Here is a 6,416-nt window from a genome sequence, read left to right on the forward strand (position 1 = left end):
CTAGCTTTATAAGTTGGCTTTTTTCAAGCGGTTAACCTGATCGCGATATAAAGTTTTAGGACTAGGCTGTCCCCATGCCGTCAAACCCAATACTTGATTTGACGAATCTAAATGGTTCATTTTATAGTCATCACGAATCACGTAGCCTAAACGGCTAGAGCAAGCAGAAACCAAACCATCATTGCTCTCGCCATCAAAGGTTGTCCCAGTCAATGCTAAGAGATAATCACTGGGATCTAAGCCATTGGTCACTTGACCGATACCGCTAAAAGAGTAGTACCTGATACCGTTGACTTCATTATTGGTAGGTTGACCACAATAACTGCTAGGCATAGCGGCTGGAAACTTGGCGTTAAACTTCGCAGAAGACGCAGTAGATAGCGCCGTTACCGCCTCCCAGCCATCTTGCTCTTGTATCTCTTTAAAGCTGATACCCGAGCCGACGTCCATAAAGCCACCAACGAACTTAAAGAACCCTAAAGCAATCTGAGAGCCTACGTTAAATTCACCTTCAGCATAGCCACTATTCGCGCTACCTTCCACGACTTGCTTAATGACCCAGTCAGCCATTTTTGAGCCTTGCTCGGGACTTGAAACCGCGGTCACAGAGGCAACATAATTAGGCGCCACACCAGCGACATAACGAATATCGATACCGCCCATACTATGGCCAAATAAATTTACTTTGGGTTTACCTGAAATCGCTGTAATGGTTTTGATTTGTTGTAGTAATTGCTCACCGCGCACTTCACTGTTATTAACAGCGGAGGTCTTAGTGCTATAAACCTCGCTGCCACCTGCCATCAAGGTTTCAGGAATACCATAAAAGTAGTCAAGTACGCCAAACAGCTTCGTCCAGCCGCCAAGCCCATGCGCCATTACGACAGGATATTTGGTATCGGTATGGCTTGAGGTAAAATACTTGCTACTGACCAGTTTACAGCCGGTTGGATTGGCGCAGTTATAATACTGCCCAGCTGCTTGGGCAGAGGTGGTTTGCAGGGTCATCAGCAGCACACCAGCGGCAATAGAGCCTGCGGCACCCAGTGAGGGTAAAAGTGCACGTGGCGTGAGCGGCGCGCGAAAACGGTCTTTGAGAGTCATAACAACATCCTTGTTATTGTAAAAACGGGGGTTTAAAGAGGTTTTTATCGTGCTTATTTTTTAACGCTTAGTGCTTATTTTTTAGCGCTCAGTTATTGCATCCTGCACCAAGCGCTAAAAACCGTTGCCAATTCATTTAGCAAACAAAATTACAATACTTCTATAATCTGCAACATTCAACTGCTTTTTTACGTCTACAGCCTATTTCAATGACTTTATAGTCACGTATATGCATATAAATGCGCTGAGACGATTGGTATCAGTATATTGCACTGATTTGGTAGAGGCGTACAAACTCGCTAAGCACTTTGCAAAACAGTGCCTACTACATTTATGGTATAATTGACAACCCAAATTCTATAAATATAAGTACGACCATGATGACTAAAAAATCCCTTATCCAATCTCCTGAAGCCATAGAAAAAATGCGCGTGGCTGGTAAACTTGCCAGTGATGTCCTTGTAATGCTCGACGAACACGTCAGAGTGGGCATCAGCACCGAAGCATTAAACCAAATCGCCCATGATTATATCGTTAATGTACAAGAAGCGATTCCTGCGCCCCTTAACTATAATGGCTTCCCAAAATCTATCTGCACCTCGGTCAACCATGTGGTTTGTCACGGTATTCCAACCGACAACAAGCTGCTAAAAGATGGCGATATCATCAATATCGATGTCACGGTCATTAAAGACGGCTATTATGGCGATACCTCAAAAATGTGGATTGTCGGCAATGGCTCAATCATGGCGCAACGTATTTGCAAAGTGGCGCAAGAAGCCCTTTATGCTGGTATGAGTGTGGTCAAAAACGGCGCGCGCTTGGGCGACGTCGGCGCGGCTATCCAAGAAGTGGTCGAACCGGAACGCTTTAGTATTGTGCGCGAGTTCTGTGGACACGGTATCAGTAATGAATTCCACCACGAGCCACAAGTCATGCACTATGGTAAAAAAGGCACGGGTTTTGAGCTAAAAACTGGCATGACCTTTACCATTGAGCCGATGATTAACCAAGGTACGTGGCAGACCAAGATTTTACCGGACGAATGGACGGCTATCACTAAAGACCGCAAGCTGTCAGCGCAGTGGGAACATACCATGGTGGTGACGGACAATGGCTGTGAGGTATTTACCACTCGCCCCGAAGAAGACTTAAGTTTTTTGACCCAGTAATATCATAAAAGATCGCCTAGGCGGTCTTTTTTTTGCCTTATAATTCAGGCATATTGACCATGCTGCTTATTGATTTTTATTTTGATAATTTTAATGTAAGTTTAATAGTAGTTTTAATAATAACTTTAGTGCTAAGTTTGATGACAGCACTGTTAATACTCTCAGTAGCACGTTCGTTTTAGTACCCTCATTTGCAAATTTTTAACTGGATAACACTCATGTTTAATTGTGATGTCGCGGCCATTGATTTAACGCCCATGCCCTTACTTTCAACCAATAGCGCGACACTCTCAGCGGATAGCGTGGCAACTGTTTCACCGCTAGTAGATGAAAGCGAGAGAAGCAACGCCGTTCATGCAACGGATATAGCAATAGCCGCGCTTCCTGAATGGCTACTGCAAATCAATGACGATATCAGCCGCGCGCTCGAACGCGGCGTCAATATTCGCCAATTGGTCACGGCGCGATCCTGCGTCATCGACGATTTACTGATTGCTTTATTTAACTGGTTTGAGCTTGATAAGACTGACTTGGCATTGTTTGCCACCGGCGGCTATGGTCGTGGTGAGCTGTCATTATATTCAGATGTCGATATTTTACTGTTGACGCCAAATGAGATTACGGCTGATAGCAGTGAGAAAATTGATAATTTAGTCGCGCTCCTATGGGATATTGGGCTTGAGCCTGCCCTATCAGTACGCAGCGTTAGTGAATGCTTGGAAGCGGCACTAGACCATACTATTGCGAGCACCCTATTAGAAGCACGGCTATTAATCGGCAATGAGGAGCTGCAAGAAGTACCCCATAAAATCGTCAATACCCAATGGTCGCCACGTGATTTTTATGAGGTAAAAATCGCTGAAGCAAAAGCGCGTTACTTACAGCACAATGCCACCGAGTATAATCTTGAGCCCAATATCAAAACCGCGCCCGGTGGTCTGCGTGATATTCATATTATCGGTTGGGTGACCAAGCGCTACTTTCGGGTCAGTAAGCTTTATGACTTGGTACAACAAAACTTTTTGACGGAAAAAGAGTTTGATGAGTTAAATTTCGCCGAAGGCTATTTATGGCAAATACGCCATTATTTACATGAGCTGACCGGTCGCAATGAAAACAAGCTGTTGTTTGATTATCAGCGTGAAATTGCCCAGTTAATGGGTTATGAGACGCAGCCCGATGATCAGCCTAATGCTGCCGTTGAGCGCTTTATGCGTGATTATTATCGCTGCGCCATGCAGATATCGACATTATCTGAGATGCTGACCAATCATTACTATGAGACGATTATAGAGCCGCAATTGCCGGATGAAGAGCGGCCAAAAAAACATCCTATCAACGCCCGCTTCAATCAAGTCGGTGAACAAATCGCGATGTCACATCATCGGGTATTTGCCCAGCACCCAGAGTCAATTTTAGAGATGTTTTTACTCATGGGTCAGTACGGCATCAAAAATGTCCGTACCCACACCCTGCGCGCGCTAAAAATAGCGGCGCGCGGTATCGATCAGGTTTATAGAGACAACCCGACGCATCAGGCGCTTTTTTTAGCCAATTTAAAAGAGCAAAACTACTTATTTCATCGTCTGCGCACCATGAATCGTTATGGCGTTTTAGGCAGCTACATTCCTGCTTTTGCCCAAGTAACGGGGCTGATGCAGTACGATTTATTTCACCGCTATACGGTCGATGCCCATACTTTATTTTTAATTCGTATTTTGCATCGTTTTACCGATCCGCGCTTTTCTGAAGAATTTCCACTGGTCAGCTCTATCTTCCAACGTATCGAGCGCAAAGAGATTTTGGTATTGGCGGCGATGTTCCATGATATCGCCAAAGGTCGTGGCGGCAACCATAGCTTACTTGGCGAAACGGAATCAATTGAGTTTTGTCTTGCCCATGGTATGAGTACCGCAGACGCCCATTTGGTCGGCTGGCTGACCCGCTATCATCTATTGATGTCGATGACAGCACAGAAAAAGGACATCTCAGACCCAGAAGTGGTGACGCTGTTTGCAGACTTAGTCGGTAACGTTACCCATCTAAACCATCTTTATGTTCTGACAGTTGCTGATATGAATGCCACCAATCCACAGCTTTGGAACAGCTGGCGCGCGACCTTGATGAAACAGCTGTATTCTCAAACGCGGCGCATCTTACGCGCCGATATCGACGCGCCGACCAACCGCCAAGATATGATTAGTGCCACGCGCAAACAAGCACTGGCCATGCTTGATAATGTTGACAATCAGCATATGAATCGCGATGAAGTGTTAAGGCTGTGGGATGACTTGGGTGATGAGTATTTTTTGCGCGAGATTGCAGAAGATATCTTATGGCATACCGAAGCTATCTTAAACCATCCGCCCCTTGGCCGCGCCTCTGATGCCGATAGCACGCCATTGGTGGTATTGCGCGAGCATCGTGAGCTGGCGCTTGATGCGGTGCAGGTGTTTGTTTACACCCAAGATCAGGTCAATTTATTTGCCGTTACTATGGCAGTCTTTGATCAGATGAATCTAGATGTATTGGATGCGCGTATTATTACCGCCACCCGTGATTTTGCCTTGGATTCATATGTATTGCTCGATCGTAGCGGCACGCTATTGGTCGATATCGACAGCCAACAAGAACTTAAACAGCGCTTAATCGATGCTTTTAAAAACCCGACCGTTCCCAAGCTGACGCATCGTAAGATTCCGCGTCAGCTGCGTCACTTTGATGTAGCAACGACGATTAACTTTGAGTTTAATGAAGCCTCAAATCAGCATATCATGAGTTTAGAAACCCTTGATCAACCAGGCTTACTTGCCCGCGTCGGACAAGTGTTTTTACAACAAAAGATTGAGGTGCATGCCGCCCGTATTACCACGTTAGGCGAGCGTGCCGAAGATATGTTTTATATCAGTGATCAAGACGATTTGGCATTATCGGCTGATAAGCTTGAGACGTTAAAAGCGACATTGATAGAAAGTCTCAGCATTCGCAACGAGGCTTAATGTATCTAGGATATTCATTTTAAAGCCGAGACAGTGCGACTGGGATGAATTTTTTGTAGCCTCTGTGATAACAGCAAGCAAGAAAAATCTAACCAGTCGCACATCACTCTTTAGGTGTCGATTTTGTTTTGAAGCGCTTATATTTAGGTGCTTTATTTATGTTTTATTTGAGCTTAAATATTTATCGTTAAAAGAGTAAAAACCTAACCGTTAAACAGTAACAAAAAACGCTTGATAGTTAATAGCTATCAAGCGTTTTTTTATAAAACCTGATTCATATAAAGAGGATATATATTTTAAAGCAGATTATCCAATCAACTATTTTATAGATAGCCTATTTCTATAACACACTTTTATAGATGATCTCACTGGCATTTTCTTTCAGCTCATCATCAGCAAGCTCTAACGGCAACGTTTGCGCTTTTAGCTGCTGTTGCCCCAGTATCAAGCGCCCAGCCTCCACTTCTTTTTGTAATAAGCGCTGCAAGCTTGCCAAACGAAACTTGCCATCGTAATATTCATAGATTTGCCGTAAAGAAATCGGCGCCTTGGCATGCACATCACGATATAGGCTATCTGCCGCCAAAATCGTCATCTCATTAAGCAATTCTTCGCGCAATACATCGGCTTGATTGATTTTGCTTTGTAAATGGTTGGCAAATCGACCTTTAAAATAAAGCATCCCGATAAAAATCAGCGTCTGTATGGCGAATAAGCCTATATACTGCCATAAAGGCAGCGAAATATCTAACAGCTTGCTTAGCAGCATCAGTACCATCGCCACAATAACATAGCTGACCAATTGCCAAAGCAGCCACATCATAAAGCTATTATCGCCAAACCAAAACATCTGCCTTTCTTTTAACAACGTCAGCTGCTGCCGCGCTTGCCACCAGACATGCTCGCGTTGTTTTAATTGCGCGTACAGCTCGGCACGCTGATTCCCATCAAAACCTTTGTCATTGATATCTTTAGCGCTGCGCTCATCAGTTTGTAAAACACTAGACATATCAAAGTATCCTTAAAATAATCTGTCGTTGCTGCGGACAGTTATTTTTTGCTTGGTTAATAAGTTACACCTGCTCAATCTTATCGATGCTTAATAGCATGATGAAAATTGGCTAGACTCAAAACTCATTGT

4 protein-coding genes are annotated in these 6,416 nt (G+C 44.2%); 2 read left to right on the top strand and 2 right to left on the bottom strand.

Features of this window, described 5'->3' with window-relative positions; translation table 11 throughout:
* Positions 1 to 6: 6 nt before the first annotated feature.
* Entirely contained in the window at positions 7 to 1,104 is a 1,098-nt protein-coding gene (locus B3Q63_RS07365; protein ID WP_296175341.1) for an esterase/lipase family protein, read from the bottom strand.
* A gap of 380 nt (positions 1,105 to 1,484) precedes the next feature.
* Here B3Q63_RS07365 and map point away from each other — a divergent pair, with 380 nt between their 5' ends.
* Together map and glnD are read left to right on the top strand one after the other, a co-directional pair.
* Entirely contained in the window at positions 1,485 to 2,276 is a 792-nt protein-coding gene (gene map / locus B3Q63_RS07370; RefSeq protein WP_372830273.1) for a type I methionyl aminopeptidase, read from the top strand.
* 257 nt (positions 2,277 to 2,533) lie between these two features.
* Complete coding sequence (gene glnD / locus B3Q63_RS07375) at positions 2,534 to 5,275, top strand: [protein-PII] uridylyltransferase (RefSeq protein WP_414706325.1); 2,742 nt, start codon at positions 2,534 to 2,536, stop codon at positions 5,273 to 5,275.
* Between the two features lie 340 nt (positions 5,276 to 5,615).
* Here the strand turns inward: glnD and B3Q63_RS07380 are convergent, their stop codons facing one another.
* A complete protein-coding gene (locus B3Q63_RS07380) occupies positions 5,616 to 6,284 on the bottom strand; it encodes a hypothetical protein (protein ID WP_201629490.1) in 669 nt (222 codons plus the stop codon).
* Positions 6,285 to 6,416: the final 132 nt, after the last annotated feature.

Source organism: Psychrobacter sp. UBA2769, from assembly GCF_002352555.1.
GTDB classification, from domain to species: Bacteria; Pseudomonadota; Gammaproteobacteria; order Pseudomonadales; family Moraxellaceae; genus Psychrobacter; species Psychrobacter maritimus.

Bases quoted from the DNA above. Each gene is read 5' to 3' on its own strand.
- glnD (WP_414706325.1), top strand. From the start codon at position 2,534: ATGCCCTTACTTTCAACCAATAGCGCGACACTCTCAGCGGATAGCGTG.
- B3Q63_RS07365 (WP_296175341.1), bottom strand. From the start codon at position 1,104: ATGACTCTCAAAGACCGTTTTCGCGCGCCGCTCACGCCACGTGCACTT.
- B3Q63_RS07380 (WP_201629490.1), bottom strand. From the start codon at position 6,284: ATGTCTAGTGTTTTACAAACTGATGAGCGCAGCGCTAAAGATATCAAT.
- map (WP_372830273.1), top strand. From the start codon at position 1,485: ATGACTAAAAAATCCCTTATCCAATCTCCTGAAGCCATAGAAAAAATG.